The sequence below is a fragment of the Phenylobacterium sp. genome (assembly GCF_019636135.1).
In the GTDB taxonomy this organism is placed as follows: Bacteria; Pseudomonadota; Alphaproteobacteria; order Caulobacterales; family Caulobacteraceae; genus Phenylobacterium.
In genome coordinates, this window is record NZ_JAHBYD010000019.1 from 57,224 (window position 1) to 73,257 (window position 16,034).

General features: G+C 73.1%; 13 protein-coding genes. 9 read left to right on the forward strand and 4 right to left on the reverse strand.

Translation table 11 applies throughout. The features are described from left to right. Nucleotides 1-144: 144 nt before the first annotated feature. The 6 genes from hutI (at nt 145) to KF737_RS14325 (ending at nt 7,208) form a co-directional block, all read left to right on the forward strand. Nucleotides 145-1,344 carry an imidazolonepropionase gene (hutI, locus tag KF737_RS14300; RefSeq protein ID WP_296455968.1) on the forward strand — a complete coding sequence of 400 codons (1,200 nt, stop codon included), beginning with the start codon at nt 145-147 and terminating at the stop codon, nt 1,342-1,344. Nucleotides 1,345-1,355: 11 nt separating this feature from the next. Next, entirely contained in the window at nt 1,356-2,873 is a 1,518-nt protein-coding gene (gene hutH, locus KF737_RS14305; RefSeq protein WP_296456083.1) for a histidine ammonia-lyase, read from the forward strand. After that, nucleotides 2,870-3,682 carry an N-formylglutamate deformylase gene (gene hutG, locus KF737_RS14310; RefSeq protein WP_296455971.1) on the forward strand — a complete coding sequence of 271 codons (813 nt, stop codon included), beginning with the start codon at nt 2,870-2,872 and terminating at the stop codon, nt 3,680-3,682. Before hutH ends, hutG begins: the two co-directional genes overlap by 4 nt. A gap of 178 nt (nt 3,683-3,860) precedes the next feature. Beyond that, nucleotides 3,861-5,528 (forward strand): urocanate hydratase, encoded by a 1,668-nt coding sequence (hutU, locus tag KF737_RS14315; RefSeq protein WP_296455973.1) that lies wholly within the window; start codon nt 3,861-3,863, stop codon nt 5,526-5,528. Next, on the forward strand, nt 5,528-6,247 hold the full coding sequence (gene hutC / locus KF737_RS14320; protein ID WP_296455977.1) for a histidine utilization repressor: 720 nt from the start codon (nt 5,528-5,530) through the stop codon (nt 6,245-6,247). Before hutU ends, hutC begins: the two co-directional genes overlap by 1 nt. A 4-nt stretch (nt 6,248-6,251) precedes the next feature. Further along, nucleotides 6,252-7,208, forward strand: coding sequence for a LysR family transcriptional regulator (locus tag KF737_RS14325; protein ID WP_296455980.1), 957 nt, complete (start codon nt 6,252-6,254; stop codon nt 7,206-7,208). Here KF737_RS14325 and KF737_RS14330 read toward each other — a convergent pair. After that, nucleotides 7,177-7,899, reverse strand: coding sequence for a PEPxxWA-CTERM sorting domain-containing protein (locus KF737_RS14330; protein ID WP_296455983.1), 723 nt, complete (start codon nt 7,897-7,899; stop codon nt 7,177-7,179). The genes KF737_RS14325 and KF737_RS14330 overlap by 32 nt on opposite strands. 189 nt (nt 7,900-8,088) lie before the next feature. On the opposite strand from KF737_RS14330, the gene KF737_RS14335 reads away from it, so the two are divergent. After that, nucleotides 8,089-9,048: a formylglycine-generating enzyme family protein gene (locus KF737_RS14335; RefSeq protein WP_296455986.1), complete on the forward strand. Its 960-nt coding sequence runs from the start codon at nt 8,089-8,091 to the stop codon at nt 9,046-9,048. A gap of 433 nt (nt 9,049-9,481) precedes the next feature. On the opposite strand, the gene KF737_RS14340 is transcribed toward KF737_RS14335, so the two are convergent. From KF737_RS14340 to KF737_RS14350, 3 genes are read right to left on the reverse strand one after another with little or no spacing between them, the layout of a single operon-like run. Continuing rightward, nucleotides 9,482-10,264 (reverse strand): SDR family NAD(P)-dependent oxidoreductase, encoded by a 783-nt coding sequence (locus KF737_RS14340; protein ID WP_296455988.1) that lies wholly within the window; start codon nt 10,262-10,264, stop codon nt 9,482-9,484. 14 nt (nt 10,265-10,278) lie between these two features. Next, on the reverse strand, nt 10,279-11,028 hold the full coding sequence (locus tag KF737_RS14345; RefSeq protein ID WP_296455993.1) for an alpha/beta fold hydrolase: 750 nt from the start codon (nt 11,026-11,028) through the stop codon (nt 10,279-10,281). 5 nt (nt 11,029-11,033) lie between these two features. Beyond that, nucleotides 11,034-12,023, reverse strand: coding sequence for a LysR family transcriptional regulator (locus KF737_RS14350; RefSeq protein ID WP_296455996.1), 990 nt, complete (start codon nt 12,021-12,023; stop codon nt 11,034-11,036). A gap of 142 nt (nt 12,024-12,165) precedes the next feature. Between KF737_RS14350 and KF737_RS14355 the strand changes: the two genes are divergently transcribed. After that, the gene (locus KF737_RS14355) at nt 12,166-13,365 is read left to right on the forward strand and encodes a HupE/UreJ family protein (protein WP_296455998.1); all 1,200 of its coding nucleotides are present in this window, start codon (nt 12,166-12,168) and stop codon (nt 13,363-13,365) included. Between the two features lie 13 nt (nt 13,366-13,378). Further along, a complete protein-coding gene (locus KF737_RS14360; RefSeq protein ID WP_296456001.1) occupies nt 13,379-16,024 on the forward strand; it encodes a DUF3604 domain-containing protein in 2,646 nt (881 codons plus the stop codon). Nucleotides 16,025-16,034: the final 10 nt, after the last annotated feature.

The following is a 16,034-nucleotide window of genomic DNA, read 5'->3' on the forward strand; positions in this document are numbered from 1 at the left end:
CGAAAGGCCCGGATGGCGACGCTGCGGATCACCACGCTCTCCCGTGTTCATGGGTCCCGCGGACAAGCCGCGGGATGACGTATGTGTGGGGTTAATGTCTAGACATTATTGATCGCAGCGCCAAGCATCGACTAAAGGGAGTCCATGCAGGTCGATCGGATCTGGACGAACGCGCGGCTCGCGACCCTGGCCGGGGACGGCCTGGGGATCGTGGAGGACGGCGTGGTGGCGTGCGCCGACGGGCGGATCGCCTACGCCGGGCCGGCGGCGGGCGCGCCGGGCCTCGACGGCGGCGAACGGATCGACTGCGCAGGCCGCTGGATCACGCCGGGCCTCATCGACAGCCACACGCACCTGATCTGGGCCGGCGACCGGGCGCACGAGTTCGAGCTGCGGCTGGCGGGCGCGTCGTACGAGGAGATCGCGCGGGCCGGCGGCGGCATCGTCTCGACCATGGCGGCGACCCGGGCGGCGGGCGAGGACGCGCTGGTGGCGGGCGCCCTGCCCCGCCTCGACGCCCTGATGGCCGAGGGCGTGACCACCGTCGAGGTGAAGTCGGGCTACGGCCTGTCGCCGGAGCATGAGCTGAAGAGCCTGCGCGCCGCGCGGCGGCTGGGCCAGGCGCGGGACGTCACGGTGCGCACGACCTTCCTGGGCGCGCACGCCCTGCCGCCGGAGTTCGCGGGCGACGCGGACGGCTATATCGACCTCGTCTGCGGCGAGATGATCCCGGCGGTGGCCGCCGCCGGGCTGGCCGACGCCGTGGACGCCTTCTGCGAAGGCATCGGCTTCACCGCCGAGCAGACGCGCCGCGTGTTCGAGGCGGCCCGCGCACACGGCCTTCCCGTGAAGCTGCACGCCGAACAGCTCTCGAACCTGCACGGCGCGGAGCTGGCGGCGTCGTTCGGCGCGCTGTCGGCGGACCACCTGGAGCACCTGGACGACGCGGGCGTGGCGGCGATGGCGCGGGCCGGGACGGTCGCGACGCTGCTGCCCGGCGCCTACTACTTCACCCGCGAGACCAGGCTGCCGCCGGTCGAGGCGCTGCGCGCGGCGGGCGTGCCGATGGCGCTCGCCACCGACTGCAACCCCGGCACGTCGCCGCTGACCTCGATCCTGCTGACCATGAACATGGGCGCGACCCTGTTCCGGCTGACGGTCGAGGAGTGCCTCGCCGGTGTGACGCGCGAGGCGGCGCGGGCGCTGGGGATGGCCGCAGAGGTCGGCACGCTGGAGGCCGGCAAGCGCTGCGACCTCGCGATCTGGGACATCGAACGGCCGGCCGAGCTGGTCTACCGCATGGGCTTCAACCCGCTCCATGCACGCATTCGGAGGGGCCGTTGAGCGTTGTCGTGATGAAGCCGGGCGACGTGCCGCTGGCCGACTGGCGGGCGATCTGGCGCGGCGCCGAGGTGCGGCTGGACCCGGCGTGCGGGCCGGCGGTGGCGCAGAGCGCGGCGGCCATCGAGCGCATCCTGGCGAAGGGCGCCCCGGTCTACGGGATCAACACCGGCTTCGGGAAGCTGGCCAGCGTGCGGATCGAGGCGGCGGACCTCGCGACGCTGCAGCGGAACATCGTGCTGAGCCACGCGGCGGGCACGGGCGAGGCCACGCCGGCGGCCATCGTGCGGCTGATGCTGGCGCTGAAGCTGGCCAGCCTGGCGCAGGGCGCCTCGGGCGTGCGGCCCGCGACGGTGGAGATGCTGGAGCGGCTGCTGGCGGCGGGGATCACGCCGGTCGTGCCGGCGCAGGGCTCGGTGGGCGCCTCGGGCGACCTGGCGCCGCTGGCGCACATGGCCGCGGCGATGATCGGGGTCGGCGAGGCCGACACGCCGGCCGGGCGCAGGCCGGCGGCCGAGGCGCTGGCCGCGGCGGGGCTCGCGCCCCTGGCGCTCGGGCCGAAGGAGGGCCTCGCGCTGCTGAACGGGACGCAGTTCTCGACGGCGAACGCGCTGGCGGCGCTGTTCGAGGCCGAGGGGCTGTACCGGAGCGCGCTGGTGACGGGGGCGCTGTCGACCGAGGCGGCCAAGGGCTCGGACACGCCGTTCGACCACCGCATCCACGTGCTGCGCCGCCAGCCGGGGCAGATCGAGACGGCCGATGCGCTGCGCGCCCTGATGGCCGGGTCGGCGATCCGCGCCAGCCACCTGAAGGACGACGGGCGGGTGCAGGACCCCTACTGCCTGCGCTGCCAGCCGCAGGTGATGGGCGCGGCGCTGGATGTCCTGCGCCAGGCGGCGGCGACGCTGGGCTTCGAGGCGAACGGGGTCTCGGACAATCCGCTGATCTTCGCGGATACGGACGAGGCCTTGTCGGGCGGCAACTTCCACGCCGAGCCGGTGGCCTTCGCCGCCGACATGATCGCGCTGGCGGTCTGCGAGATCGGCAGCCTCGCCGAGCGGCGGGTGGCGATGCTGGTGGATCCGGCGCTCAGCGGCCTGCCGGCGTTCCTGACACCGAAGCCGGGGCTGAACTCGGGCTTCATGATCCCGCAGGTGACCGCCGCGGCGCTGGTCTCCGAGAACAAGCAGAAGGCCTATCCGGCCAGCGTCGACTCCATCCCGACCTCGGCGAACCAGGAGGACCACGTCTCGATGGCGGCGCACGGCGCGCGGCGGCTGCTGTCGATGACGGCCAACGCGACGGCGGTGATCGGGATCGAGCTCCTGGCCGCCACGCAGGGCTGCGACTTCCACGCGCCGCTGAAATCCAGCGCGCCGCTGGAGGCGGTGCGGGCGCGGCTGCGGGCGCGGGTCCCGCACCTGTCGGACGACCGCCACGTCCACCCGGACCTGGAGGCCGCCAACGCCCTGGTGCGGTCGGGCGCGGTGGTCGAGGCGGCGAGGGCCGTCGCGCTGCCGGGTGTCGCTTGATGGACTGGCTGGAGGTCCACCGCGGCGACGCGCCGCTGATCGTCAGCTTCCCGCATACGGGGACCGAGCTGCCGACGGCGGTAGCGGCGCGGCTGATCTCGCCGTGGCTGGCCCGCAAGGACGCCGACTGGTGGATCGAGCGGCTCTACGACTTCGCGCCGGGCCTGGGCGCGACGACGGTCCGCACCGCGATCAGCCGCACCGTCATCGACGTGAACCGCGACCCGTCCGGCGCCTCGCTCTATCCGGGCCAGGCGACCACTGGGCTGTGCCCGACGACCACCTTCGACGGCGAGCCGCTCTACCGGGCGGGCGAACCGGACGCGGCGGAGATCGCCAGGCGGCGCGCGGCGTACTTCGAGCCGTACCACGCGGCGCTGGCGGGCGAGGTCGAGCGGCTGCGCGCGATCCATCCGAAGGTGGTGCTGTACGAGGCGCACGCGATCCGCTCGGCGATCCCGCGGCTGTTCGAGGGCGAGTTGCCGAACTTCAACGTCGGGACGAATTCCGGCGCGAGCTGCGATCCGGCGCTGACCGCCGCGGTCGAGGCGGCGTGCGACGCGAGCCCGTTCGGCCGGGTGACCGATGGCCGCTTCAAGGGCGGCTGGACCACGCGCCATTACGGGCGGCCGGGCGACGGCGTCCACGCGATCCAGATGGAGCTCGCCTGCCGCGGCTACATGGACGAGCCCGAGGGCCTGGCGACGCCGCTCACCTGGCCCACGCCTTACGAAGACGCCCGCGCCGCCCCGATGCGCGCGGCGCTGACGAACGTGCTGCAAGCCTGCCTGGAGTTCGCGAGATGCTGAGGTTGGCGACTCCCTTCCTCCTCGACGGAGGAAGGGCCGGGGATGGTGGTGTGCGCACGGCCTCTGCGGCTGGGCGCATGAGGCGTCGACATCTCGCGCGCCACCTCCACGAACTCAGCAGCCACACCACCACCCCCGCCCCTCCTCCGTCGAGGAGGAGGGGAGGAAGAGGGACTCAATGACCCGTCACGACCCGAACCGCGTCATCCGCCCGCCGACGGGGCCTGAGCTCACCTGCCGGAGCTGGCTGACCGAAGCGCCGCTGCGGATGCTGATGAACAACCTGCATCCGGACGTGGCCGAGAACCCGGCGGACCTGGTGGTCTATGGCGGCATCGGGCGGGCGGCGCGCGACTGGGAGAGCTACGACAAGATCGTCGAGACCCTGAAGCGCCTCGGCGACGACGAGACGCTGCTGGTGCAGTCGGGCAAGCCGGTGGGGGTGTTCCGCACGCATGCGGACGCGCCGCGGGTGCTGATCGCCAACTCGAACCTCGTGCCGCACTGGGCGACCTGGGACCACTTTCACGAGCTCGACCGCAAGGGCCTGGCCATGTACGGCCAGATGACGGCCGGGTCGTGGATCTACATCGGCACCCAGGGGATCGTTCAGGGCACCTACGAGACCTTCGTGGAGATGGGCCGCCAGCACTACGGCGGCGACCTTTCGGGCCGCTGGCTGCTGACGGCGGGCCTGGGCGGCATGGGCGGGGCGCAGCCGCTGGCGGCGGTGATGGCCGGCGCGAGCTGCCTCGCCGTCGAGTGCCAGCCCAGCCGGATCGAGATGCGCCTGCGCACCGGCTACCTGGACCGCGCGGCCGGGACGCTGGACGAGGCGCTGGCGATCATCGAACAGGCGGGCCGGGACAAGGCGCCGGTGTCGGTGGGCCTGGTGGGCAACGCCTGCGAGGTGCTGCCGGAACTGCTGGCGCGCGGGGTGCGGCCGGACCTGCTGACCGACCAGACCTCGGCGCACGACCCGGTCAACGGCTACCTGCCCAAGGGCTGGACGCTGGAGCGCTGGTTCGCCATGCGCGAGCAGGCGCCGGAGCAGGTGGAGGAGGCGGCGCGGGCCTCGATGGCCGAGCACGTCCGGGCGATGCTGGACTTCCAGAAGGCCGGCGTGCCGACCGTCGACTACGGCAACAACATCCGCCAGGTCGCGAAGGACGCGGGCGTGGCCAACGCCTTCGACGTCCCGGGCTTCGTGCCGGCCTACATCCGCCCGCTGTTCTGCCGGGGTATCGGGCCGTTCCGCTGGGCCGCGCTCTCGGGCGATCCGGAGGACATCTACAAGACCGACGCCAAGGTGAAGGCGCTGATCCCGGACAACCCGCACCTGCACAACTGGCTCGACATGGCGGCGGAGAAGATCCGGTTCCAGGGCCTGCCGGCGCGGATCTGCTGGGTGGGCCTGGGCGACCGGCACCGGCTGGGCCTGGCGTTCAACGAGATGGTGGCCAAGGGCGAGCTGAAGGCGCCGGTCGTGATCGGCCGCGACCACCTGGACTCGGGCTCGGTCGCCTCGCCCAACCGCGAAACCGAGGCGATGCGCGACGGCTCCGATGCGGTCTCCGACTGGCCGCTGCTGAACGCGCTGCTGAACTGCGCGTCGGGGGCGACGTGGGTGTCGCTGCACCATGGCGGCGGCGTCGGCATGGGCTATTCGCAGCACTCGGGCATGGTCATCGTCTGCGACGGCACCGAGGCCGCGGCCAAGCGGATCGAGCGGGTGCTGTGGAACGATCCGGCCACGGGCGTGATGCGCCACGCCGACGCCGGCTACGGCGTCGCGCTCGACGTGGCGCGGGAGACGCGGCTCGACCTGCCGGGCATCCTGGGCTGATGGACAAGCCGCTCTACGTCGCGATCCGCGAGCGGCTGGAGCAGGCCATCGTCTCGGGCGAATGGCCGCCGGGACGGCGGCTGCCGTCGGAGAAGGAGCTGGCGGCCGAGTACGGCTGCGCACGGATGACGGTGAGCAAGGCGGTGACGGCGCTGGCCGACGCCGGCCTCGTCACACGCCGGCGGCGGGCGGGGACGGTGGTGGCCGAACCGCGCCCGCGCGAGAGCCTGCTCCAGATCCACGACATCCCGACCGAGGTGCGCGCCGCCGGCCGGGCCTACGGGTTCGAGGTGTTGGACCGGGCGGAGCGCAAGGCGACCGCCGCGGACGCCGGGCGGATCGGGCTGAAGCCGGGCCAGCCGGTGCTGGCGCTGACGGTGCTGCATCGGGCGGACGGGACGCCGTTCGCGCTGGAGGAGCGGCTGATCAGCCTGCGGGCCGTGCCGGACGCCAGGGCCGAGGCGTTCGACGCCGAGCCGCCGGGGAGCTGGCTGCAGGCCAGGCTGCCGTGGACGGACGCCGAGCACCACATCCTGGCGCTGAACGCCGACGCCCGGGTCGCGGCCCGGCTGGAAGTCGACCCCGGCGCGGCCTGCCTCTGCGACGACCGGCGGAGCTGGCACGGCGGGACGGTGGTGACCCACGTGCGGCTGACCTACCCGGGCGACCGCCGCCTCGTCGCCCGCTTCCATGCGCCGGGGAGCCGCGGCAAGACCTGACCGCATGAAGATCGCCATCGTCGGCGCCGGACTGGACAGCGTCGCGCCGGCCTTCCAGCATGGTGGCGGACCTGCAACCATGGACGCCGTGCGCTTCGACTGGAACGACCTGCGCTTCTTCGCCGCCGTGCTCGAGCACGGCTCGACGGCGCGCGCCGCCAAGGCCGTGGGCGTCGACCAGACCACCTGCGCGCGCAGGATCGCGGCGCTGGAGCAGGCGCTGGGGCTCGAACTCTTCGCCCGCGATGCATCGGGCTACCATCCGACGCCGGCCGCGCTGCGCCTGAAGCCCGCCGCCATGGCGGTGGCCAAGCAGGTGGACCTCTTCGCCAGCGAGGTCGAGACCGCCACGCGCCGCACGACCGGCCGGGTGAAGGTGACCAGCGAGGAATACCTCACCCGCGCCTTCCTGGTGCCGGCGCTGCGCCGCTTCGCCGCCACCCATCCCGACGTCCAGGTCGAGGTCGACGCCAGCTCGTCGTACCGTGACCTGCAGGCCGGCGAGGCCGACATCGCGGTGCGCGCCGGCGAGGCGCCCGACGGCGCCGGCCTCGTCCGCCGCAAGCTGCGCGAAGATCCGTGGGCCGTCTACTGCACGCCCGGCTACGCCGAGGCCCACGGGGCGCCCACCGGCCTGCACGACCTGGCCGAGCACCCGCTGGTCTCGCTCGAGGCGGCGGCGCCGGGCATGCGGGCGCTGGGCTTCGAGGGCCCCGTCCGCCAGATGCTGAGCTCGGTGGCCGCCGTGCGGGCCTCGATCGAGACCGGGGCGTGCGTCGGCGCCCTGCCGCAGATCGTCGCCGAGGCGGGCCCGGAACTGCGCTTCTGTTTCGGCGTCCCCGAGTCGTCCGGCATCTGGCTGGTCTACCCCGAGCGGGTGAAGGGCGTGCCCGAGGTCCGCGCACTGGCCGCGTGCATCGCCGACGTCTTCAGGAAAGGCGCAGGCGCCGCCGCGTCCTGAGGCTCGCGCCCGTTAGGCCGAAGCCCGCGATCATCAGCGCCCAGGCCGACGGCTCCGGCACGCCGGTGGGCGCGAACGCGAAGACCACGTCGTCCAGGGCCATGATGTCCCGGCCCGGGTTGAAGGTGACCGAGGTGATCTGCCGTCCGAAGTCCGTGAAGCCCACGAATGACGCGCCCTTGAGCGCGGGGACCGGCGCCGTGCGTTCCGTGCCGTCGTCGAACGTCAGTTTCAGTCCCTCGACCTCCCCGCCCGAGAAGTAGGCGCCGAAGGCGACGATCGGATGGGCGAAGGTGAACGTCACCGGGACGCTGCTGATGAAGACGAAGTTCCGGCCGCCCGTCGTCGTGTTGCCGCCGCACTCCGCGTAGAAGCCGCAGTAGGGGCTGGTCTTGATCGTCAGCGGCCGCGCGACGGGATTGTTGCTGGTCAGGGTGGCGCCGCCGCCCACGTCGTATGTGCCGACAACGCCCGTGGGGCCGCTCTCGAAGCTGTTCACGAGGCTCATCAGGCCGGCGATCTCGGCGGCGAACGCCGCGCGGGCGGCATCCGAATTCGGCTTGTCGCCGGGGCCGGTGGCCGAGGTGTCGTAGCCCGAGTAGATGCGCACCGCGGCGTTCGAGGCGGTGGGGGCGGCCAGGACGGCAGCCGCGAGTCCGCAGGCGCCGAGCGCGCCGATCCAGTGTTTCATATGTCGTCTTTCCAAGCGTTGTGGCGACCCGGGAGGAGGCCGCTCTGGGATGACGACGACGTACCTGGACGACGGGGCCGGAAAAACCCGAGGGTCCGCCGCGTGGGGCTGCAAATCTGCAGGGGCCTTGCCGACGTACGCGCGGAAGCCTTTGGTGCGGCCTCGTCCGCGTCGCCTGTCCGGGAAGCCATGTCGCTCAAAGTGAAATCAAAGCCCTCGAAGGCGTCGAAGTTCGCGGGCATGAAGCTGATCCGCGGCGGCGAGTTCGCCATGGGCTCCGACCGCCACTACCCCGAGGAGGGGCCCGCGCGGCTGGCCGCGGTCGGCGACTTCTGGATCGACGAGCGGCCGGTGACGAACCGCGCGTTCGCCGCCTTCGTCGCCGCCACCGGCCACCGCACCCTCGCCGAGATCGCCCCCGATCCGCGCGACTATCCCGGCATGCCGCCCGAGATGGCCGTGGCGGGCTCGGCGGTCTTCTTCCGCCCCGACGCGCCCACGGGCACGGACGATCCGTCGAAGTGGTGGGCCTATGCCTTCGGCGCCGACTGGCGCCATCCCTGGGGCCCCGACAGCGCCCTCGACGGCCTGATGGACCATCCGGTCGTGCAGGTGGCCTACGCCGACGCGGCCGCCTACGCGACGTGGGCCGGCAAGAGCCTGCCCACCGAGGCCGAGTGGGAGTACGCCGCCCGCGGCGGCGTCGAGGGCGCGGCCTATGCGTGGGGCGAGGAGTTCGAGCCCGACGGTAAGCCGATGGCCAACTACTGGCAGGGCCGCTTCCCGAACGAGAACACGCTGGAGGACGGCTGGGAGCGCACCTCGCCGGTGGGGATCTTCCCGCCCAACGGCTTCGGCCTCTACGACATGATCGGCAACGTCTGGGAGTGGACCACCGACTGGTACGCCGACAACGCCGCCGAGCCCGGCCCCACCTGCTGCGCGCCGGCCCGCGCGCGCACCGTCGCCGAGCACGAGAGCTACGACCCGGCGAGCCCGCAGGTCCCGATCCCGCGCAGGGTGCTCAAGGGTGGCTCGCACCTCTGCGCCGAGAACTACTGCCAGCGCTACCGCCCGGCCGCGCGCCACCCCCAGGCCATCGACAGCCCCACCTCGCACATCGGCTTCCGCTGCATCGTGCGGCGATAGGCGGCGGCCGGGGCGGTCGAAGCGATGAGCCCTCCTCCTCGACGAGGGCCATCCTCCATGGATCCGAGCGGCCGGCAGGCCCTTGGTCAAACCGCGGAGATCGCGGAGATACGCAGAGGATTCCGGTGGCCCCTCGACCTCTCTGCGTATCTCCGCGGTCTCTACGGTTCATGAATCGGGCGGACACGCCGCCCACAACCCTATGCGATCGCTCTCCTCCTCCCCCGGGACGCGCTGCTGCGCGGCCCGCCCGAGGGCAGGCCAGGAGGGTTGGGTGGTGGTGTGGCCTCCGGGTTCGACGCCCTGGCGTTCGTTGGCTCTGCGCCCCCGGGCGACCTCGCTTCCGACGTCCTGCGCACACCACCATCCCCGGCCCTTCCTCCGTCGAGGAGGAAGGGAGACCGGGGTCGGAACCGTCTCGGCGGATCGCGCCCTAGAACGCCTCTTCGTGGAGGTCGAAGTAGGGGCGGTAGGCGACGCCGCGGCCGGTCAGGAAGCCGGCGTCGACGGGCAGGACCACGCCGGTGATGGCGCGGGCGGCGGGGCTGGCCAGGAAGTGGCAGGCCTCGGCGATGTCCTCGGGCTCGACCACCCGCTGCAGCGGCAGGTTCGCGGCGCTGGCGGCCTGGCGGTCGGCCGGGATCGGGCCGCCGCCCATGCGGTTCGACATCGGGCCGGGCGCGACGGCGTTCACGCGGAAGCCGTGGCGGCCGAACTCGAAGGCCGCGTGCCGCACCAGGCCGTCCAGGGCCGACTTGCTGGCCGCGTAGTGGACGCCCGACAGGTAGGCGATGTGGCGGCTGGCGATCGACGAGATCACCGTCACCGACGCGCCGGGCCCGGAGGCGTTGGCGGCGGCGGCCTTGACGGTCAGGAAGGCGCCGGTGAGGTTCACGTCGATGACGCGCCGCCAGTCCCGGGCGCTCATCTGCGGGATGGTGTGGCGGCTCGAGATGCCGGCGGCGCCGGCGACGGCGTCCAGGCCGCCGCGCGGCTTCGCGAAGGCCTCGACCAGCGGCAGGAACGTCGCGTCGTCGGTGACGTCGCAGACGAAGCCCTCGGCGCTGAGGCCCGCGCCACGGATCGCGTCGACCACGGCGGCGACGCCGGCCTCGCGGGTGTCGAGCACGGCGACGTGCGCGCCGGCCTCAGCGAAGCGGCGCGCGATGGCGGCGCCGATGCCGGACCCGGCGCCGGTGACGAGGGCGGTCTTCATGCGGGAATCTCTCCTTAGGCGGACAGGAACTGCTGCAGCAGGCGCAGCACGAGGTCGGGGCGGTCCAGCAGCGAGGCGTGGCCCGTCATCGGCATGGCGTGGAGCCCGGCGCCGGGGATCTCGGCGGCCATGCGGCGCGAGCCCGCGAGGTTCGGGTCCTGCTCGCCGGTGGCCAGGAAGGTCGGCGCCGCGATGCCCGCGAGGCCGTCGGTCCAGGCGGGATGGCCGGCCAGCGTGCGGGCCGACACCCGGGCGCCGTCCGGGTCGCGCCGCGCGAACCAGCGGCGGTCGACCGGCGGCGTGGCGATCCCCGCGGCGTCGCGCAGCGCCCGCGCCTCGGCGCTGCCGGCCGCGCGGACGGCCTCGGGCGCGGGCGACCCGCCGGTGGCGTCGAACAGGATCAGGCGCTCGACCCGCTCGGGCGCCTTCAGCGCCATGCGCGTGGCGATCCGCGCGCCGTAGGCCATGCCGCAGACGCTTGCCCGCGCACGGCCCGCGGCGTCCAGCACCGCCAGCGCGTCGGCGAGGTGGGTGTCGAGCGTGTGCGATTCCGGCGGCCCCGCGTCGCTGTCGCCGTCGCCGCGGCGGTCATAGCGCAGCACGCAGTAGCGGTCCGAGAGCGCCTCGGCCGCGCCGTCCCAGATCGCCAGCGCCGCCGTCCCCATGGAGCACAGCAGCACCGCCGGCGCATCCGCCGCGCCGTCGCGCCGCCAGGCGATGCGCACGCCGTCGGGGCGGGTCAGGAAGGAGTCGGCGCCGGTCATCGTCGTCAGGCTCCTGCGATCGCGACGGGTGCGGCCTCGCGCGGGGCCAGCGACTTGGCCAGCTCGGCGATCGCCTTGACCACCGGCAGCTTCCAGTGGGCCTCCGTGGTCAGCATCCAGCAGGCGTACTTGGCCGGCCAGGTGATCGCGATCTCCACCAGCTCGCCGCGGCCGAGCGGCCCCTCGAAGGCGAACCGCGGCCCCCAGGCGATGGCGTCGGACGTGCGCGCGCAGTCGGCGATGATGTCGTAGTCCTCGCAGAGGATGGCGCCGGCGTTGCGCAGCTCCTCGGGCGACATCACGCCCGCCCACTCGCGGAACGCCGGGATCGAGCCGGCGGACGCCAGCGGGAACTTCAGCAGGTCGCGCGGGGTCAGCGCGCGGCGCAGGTCCAGCGCCGGGTGGCCGGGGCGCACCACGGCGGCGCGGCGGTCCTCCACCACCTTGACCCGCATCAGCTCGCCGAACGGCCGGGCGCTCTCGTAGTAGCTGAAGACGATGTCGTAGCGGCCCTCGGCCATGGCCTGGACCAGGGAGTCGCCGTTCTCCTCCCGCACCTCCAGCTTGAGCAGCGGGAACTTCTGCACGATCGCCGGGATCAGCGCCTTGAGCGGCTTGATGCGCGAGGCGGGGCCGGCGCCCATCCGCAGCCGGCCGCTGGCCCCGGTGGCGAGCAGCGCGATCTCCTGGCGCAGCGCCGAGGCCGAACCCAGCAGCGCCGGCCCCTTGTCGGCCAGGAGCTGGCCGTAGCGGGTCGGCCGCACGCTGCCGCCGCCGCGGTCGAAGAGCTGCACGCCGAGCTGCTGCTCCAGCCGCGCGATGCTCTTGCTGAGCGCCGGCTGGGTCAGGCTGAGGTTGCGCGCCGCGTCGGTGATGGCCCCGGTGCGGCAGACCTCCACCACCTGCTCGACATGCTTCAGCTCGATGAGGTCGTCGCTGTCCCAGCCGCGGGACAGGTGGGCCTCGTCGTTCGGGGGTGTGGGCCGCGGCATCATCGGGCTCCGTTTTAGGCAATGAATTCCGGGATACCACATTCCCAGAAGGAATTTCGGCATTCCCCTGGATGCATGGACCGGCCCCAGCCGCACGCGTACCGCTCGCTCGAGGCCGCGGCAGACGGCAGGGGACCGACCGGACGTGGGCGAGGGATCGACAGTTCGAAAGCCGTGGCCGCGGCGCGCCGCGACCGCCGTCGGCCTGTGGCTCGCGACGCTGGTCCTGCTGCTGGGCGCGGCCTCGGCGGCCCAGGCGCACAACCTGCCCTACGCCCTGGTCGACCTGCGCATCGCGCCTGGCGGCAAGCTCGACATCGCGCTCCGCTGCCACCTGACGCCGCTGATCCAGGGCCTGCCGCAGGGCGCGCCCGACGACGCGGCGGTGGCGCGCCTGACGGCGATGAGCGACGCCGAGATCGCCGCACGTTCGGACGAGGTCGCCGGCCGGATCCGCGGGATGCTGAGCCTGCGCGCCGACGGCCGGCTCGTCGACGTGGCGGTCCGGATGCCGACGCCGGCGCAGATCCGCGCCGAGGCGCTGACGCCGCGCCTTAGCCCCACGCCCTCGGAGCCGATCGCGATCACCGCGCAGGCGCCGGCGGGGACCGCCGTCGTCGACATCGCGCTGCCCCCGTCGCTGGGGCCGGCGGTGCTCTCGACGCGCTATCCGGACGGCACGACCACTACCGCGCCGATCCCGGACGGCCAGCGCAGCCCGGACCTGCGGCTCGCCGGCCCGGACCCGGTGCTCGACCAGGTCGACGCCGTGCTCCGCTTCGTGCGCCTGGGCTTCGGCCACATCCTGCCCGGCGGGCTCGACCACATCCTGTTCGTCGTGGCCCTGGCGATGGGCGCGCCGCGGCTGGGCCCGCTGGTGAAGCTCGCCACCACCTTCACCCTCGCCCACTCGCTGACGCTCAGCCTGGCGGCCCTCGGGATGGTCTCGGCGCCGGCCGCCATCGTGGAGCCCGCGATCACGCTCTCGATCGCGGTGGCGGCGGCGCTGTCGTTCCGCGCGTCCTCGACCGACGTGGGCTGGGTGCGGCTGGGCGTCGTGTTCGGCTTCGGCCTGCTGCACGGCCTGGGCTTCGCCGGCGCGCTCGCCGAGACCGGCCTGCCGCGCGGGGCCGAGCTGACCGCCCTGGCCGCCTTCAACGTCGGGATCGAGCTGGCGCAGATCGCCGTCATCGCCCTGGTCCTGGCCGCCCTGCGCCTCGCCGCGCCGCTGGCGCGCGACCCGCTGCTGATCTCCCGCCCCGTCACGGCCTGCGTCGCCGTGGCCGGGCTGCTCTGGACCGCCCAGCGCCTCGTCCTCGAGTTCGCGCCGGCCACCCTCGGATGAAGGATCCCCGCCCATGACCATCTGGTCCCGCCGCCAGACCCTGGGCGCGCTCGCGCTCGCGGGCGCCTCGACCATCCCGCTCGGCTGGGCGGCGTCGCAGACCCTGCTGCAACCCGAGACGCCCGCACCCGGCGACTACATGAGCCGGTCCCTGCGCAAGCGGGTCGAGCAGTTGAAGCGCGACGTGGCGCTGGCCCCGACGACGGTCGCGACCACGCGGGCGCGGACCGAGGTGCTCTACGCCTGGATGAACGCGATGTCGCTGACGGGGCAGTACCTGCACCCGGACATCCCGCAGCTCATCACCACCATGAACGCCCCGGGCTTCCCGGAGACCGGCGAACGCGCCCGCGACCGCATGCTGGCGGCCCTGGACCAGTACATCCGCACCCTGACCGCGCTGGAGAAGAACCCGAAGCTCACGGGCACGGTGTCGGCGAAGACCGAGGGGCCCTGGTACGTCGACAGCTACGTCCAGTTCGAACAGACCTACACGGTGGGCGAGGCGCCCCTGACGGCCGGCGGCGGGATCGTGATCCCGAACCACTTCTACTTCACCTTCGCCGACCTGCAGGCCACCGACCCGCACGCCGACAACTACATCTCCTGCCGCACGTCGAACCCGGCGGTGAGGATCGTGCGCGACACCTTCCCGATCGCGGGGATGTTCTCCACGGGGCTCGGCGTCGGCGAGATGCCGCGGGTCTTCTTCAGGATCGCCGAGGGCGAGCTCGCGCCGGGCGACACGGTGACGGTCACCTACGGCGATCGTTCCGGCGGCTCGAAGGGCCTCCTGCTGTTCCAGGTCTCCAACTCGGGCGTCCGCTTCCCGTTCTGGGTGATGACCGGGAAGGACGGCCTGCTGCTGACGCCGCGCGAGGTCACGACGCCGCTGCTGGGCGGGCCGGCCGCCAGCGTCCGCGGCTTCAATCCCTCGATCGTCAAGCCGAACGAGCCGTTCGAGCTGTCGGTCCGCACCGAGGACCGCTTCCGCAACCTCGCCACCGGCGGCGCGCCGGCCTGGAAGGTGCTGCTGGACGGCAAGCCGTTCCGCGAGATCCCGGCGTCGGCCAACGCGATCACCGTCCTGCGCGACGTGAAGGTCGCCGACCTCGGCGTGCATCGCTTCCAGATCGTCTCGGCCGACGGACGCTTCAGGGGCGAGTCCGCGCCGGTGCGGGTGGAGGCCGACCCGACCGACCGCATCTACTGGGGCGAGACCCATGGCCACTGCGGCTTCTCGGAAGGCATGGGCCTCGCCGACGCCTATTTCGAGTTCGCGCGCGACGAGTCGCGGCTCGACTTCGTCAGCCTCACCGAGCACGACCTCTGGATGGACGCGAGCGAGTGGGAGCAGATGCGCACCGCCGCCCGCAAGTTCGACGCGCCCGGCCGGTTCATCACCTACATGGGCTACGAGTGGACGGTGCTGTCGGCGTACGGCGGCCACCACAACGTGATCTTCCGCAATCTTGACGGGGTGCAGCCGGTCCCGAGCCAGCTCTTCCCGGCCCTGCCCGACCTCTACCGCGGCCTGCGCAAGCACTATGCGCCCAAGGACGTGCTGGTGATCCCGCACGCCCACATGACGGCCGATGCGACGCAGAACGACGCGGCGCTGGAACCCGTGGTCGAGATCGTCTCCGAGCACGGCATCTTCGAGTGGCTGGGCAAGCGCTACCTGGCGAACGGCTGGCAGCTCGGGTTCGTGGGCGGCGGCGACGACCACCTGGGCCACCCCGGCTACAAGATGCGGCCGCTGGGCCGCTTCTACTTCGACGGCACGGGCGGGCTCGCGGCCGTCAGCGCGCCGGCCAAGGACCGCAACGTCCTCTTCGACGCCATCAAGGACCGGCGCACCTACGCCACCACCAGCGACCGGATCATCCTGAAGGCGGCGCTGAACGGCGCGCGGATGGGCGCGGTGACGCCGAGCGCGGCGCGTCGCGTGGTCGAGGGCCTCGTCCACGGCACCGGCCCGATCCAGTCGATCACCCTGGTGAAGAACGGCAAGGACCTGGCCAGCCGGAACTTCGAGGCGCCGGACGGGGCCGGCGACGGCAACATGGTCGAGGTCGGCTTCTGGTCGACGTCCGAGCCCGCCAAGCCGCTGCAGGGCTCGCGCACCGAGCGGGTCTGGACCGGCACGATCAAGGTGACCGGCGCGAAGCTGGAGGGCGCGTTCAGCCCGCAGGTCGAGGCGCTGAACTACCTCTCCGAATGGGTCCGGCCGCAGCCGGGCGCCGCCGACACCATCACCTTCCGCCTGACCACCCGCGGCTACGCCAAGGCCGTGCGCCTGAAGCTGAGCGGCGACCTCTCCAAGGCCCGGATCCAGGTGAGCCTCGCGCTCGCCGACGGGACGGACGCCGTCCACGCCGCCGACGTGCCGCCGCCCGGACAGGCCAGGGACCTCACTATCCCGTTGCCCGTCGCCGCAAGGGGCGCGGCGCCGTCCAGCGCGTCGGACGACATGATCTCCGTGCGCCAGGTCCGGCCCGCGACCGAACGCGACCGCACCTTCCGCTTCGAGGACGCGGAAGGCCCGAAGGACGGCGACAACTACTACGTCCGCGTCGTCCAGGCCGACGGCGCCGGCGCGTGGTCGAGCCCCTGGTGGGTGGGCGCGGCGCCGAAGCGCCCGGCCATCAGGAAATGAAGAGGGGAAA

Coding starts and splice junctions, on each gene's coding strand:
- hutI (WP_296455968.1), top strand. CDS start 145: ATGCAGGTCGATCGGATCTGGACGAACGCGCGGCTCGCGACCCTGGCC.
- hutH (WP_296456083.1), top strand. CDS start 1,356: ATGAAGCCGGGCGACGTGCCGCTGGCCGACTGGCGGGCGATCTGGCGC.
- hutU (WP_296455973.1), top strand. CDS start 3,861: ATGACCCGTCACGACCCGAACCGCGTCATCCGCCCGCCGACGGGGCCT.
- hutC (WP_296455977.1), top strand. CDS start 5,528: ATGGACAAGCCGCTCTACGTCGCGATCCGCGAGCGGCTGGAGCAGGCC.
- KF737_RS14325 (WP_296455980.1), top strand. CDS start 6,252: ATGAAGATCGCCATCGTCGGCGCCGGACTGGACAGCGTCGCGCCGGCC.
- KF737_RS14330 (WP_296455983.1), bottom strand. CDS start 7,899: ATGAAACACTGGATCGGCGCGCTCGGCGCCTGCGGACTCGCGGCTGCC.
- KF737_RS14335 (WP_296455986.1), top strand. CDS start 8,089: ATGTCGCTCAAAGTGAAATCAAAGCCCTCGAAGGCGTCGAAGTTCGCG.
- KF737_RS14340 (WP_296455988.1), bottom strand. CDS start 10,264: ATGAAGACCGCCCTCGTCACCGGCGCCGGGTCCGGCATCGGCGCCGCC.
- KF737_RS14345 (WP_296455993.1), bottom strand. CDS start 11,028: ATGACCGGCGCCGACTCCTTCCTGACCCGCCCCGACGGCGTGCGCATC.
- KF737_RS14350 (WP_296455996.1), bottom strand. CDS start 12,023: ATGATGCCGCGGCCCACACCCCCGAACGACGAGGCCCACCTGTCCCGC.
- KF737_RS14360 (WP_296456001.1), top strand. CDS start 13,379: ATGACCATCTGGTCCCGCCGCCAGACCCTGGGCGCGCTCGCGCTCGCG.